1 pseudogene is annotated in these 1,167 nt (G+C 78.7%); it reads right to left on the bottom strand.

Annotated elements, in window-relative coordinates:
• Nucleotides 1-97: 97 nt before the first annotated feature.
• Nucleotides 98-1,167 (bottom strand): annotated as a pseudogene (locus AB0G13_RS34775) (NAD(P)H-hydrate dehydratase); the annotation flags it as partial.

The raw sequence follows: 1,167 nt of genomic DNA, 5'->3' as shown, positions 1-1,167 counted from the left end.
GATCCACGCCATGCCGCCCGGCGCGGAGTCCCGGCCACGGGACGGTCTGGTCGATCAGTCAATTGCTTCCTGACCTTTCCGTACTACCCTCGGAGTCCCGCTCCGGGGCCAGCCCGGCCGCGAGCAGCGCGCCGAGCAGCCCGGCCAGCACGTCGCCGGTGCCCCCGGTGGCCAGCGCGGGGGTGCCGGTCGGGTTGACGTACGCCCGGCCGTCCGGCGTGCCGATCACCGTGCGGTCGCCCTTGAGCAGCACCACCGCGTTCATCCAGGCGGCCAGCCGCAGCGTGGCGCCCACCCGGTCGGCGCCCGGTTCCTCCCCGCAGAGCCGGGCGAACTCCCGGTCGTGCGGGGTGACCACGATCGGGGCGTCCCGCTTGCGCAGCCGGTCGGCGAGCGAGCCGTCGACCAGCAGGGTCAGCGCGTCGGCGTCGAGCACCACCGGCACCGGGGCGGCGAGCACCGCCCGCAGCTCCCGGGCCGCCTCCTCGCCGGTGCCCAGGCCGGAGCCGCAGACCCACGCCTGCACCCGCCCGGCGTCGGCGACCCGACCGGTCGCGATCACCGACGGGTGCCGGCGCAGCACGTCGGCCCGGGCCGAGCCGGCGTAGCGGACCAGGCCGGTCGGGCCGGCCAGCGCCCCGGCGACGGAGAGCACGGCCGCGCCGGGGTAGGTCGCCGAGCCGGTGGCGACGCCCACCACGCCCCGGGTGTACTTCTCCGAGGCCGGGCCGAGCCGCGGCCACCAGTCGACGACGTCCGACCACTCGGTCACGCCCAGCGCCGGGCTGCCCCGCAGCCAGGGCCCCAGCCCGATGTCGACCAGCTCCACCGCACCGGCGAGCGCGGCGGCCGGGCCCACCACCAGGGCGGGCTTCAGCCCGCCGAACGTCACGGTCACGTCGGCCCGTACCGCGCTGGGGCGACCCGAGGCGGTCAGCGGCACTCCCCCGGTGTCGACCGCGACCCCGCTGGGCACGTCCACGGCGACCACGGCGGCCGGGGCGCCGTCGCGCCCGCGGTGCCGCACGAGGCTGGCGGCGAGCTGGTCGGCGGTCTCCCGCAGCCCGCCGCGCCCGCCGATCCCGACGATGCCGTCCAGCACCAGGTCGACGGTCCCCGGCGGCCGGTCGACGACCCGCCCGCCCGCGGCCCGCAGCGCGGCCAGCC

It is taken from the genome of Micromonospora sp. NPDC023633, assembly GCF_040640035.1.
Lineage (GTDB): Bacteria > Actinomycetota > Actinomycetes > Mycobacteriales > Micromonosporaceae > Micromonospora.
This window is presented reverse-complemented; position numbering and strand designations above follow the sequence as displayed.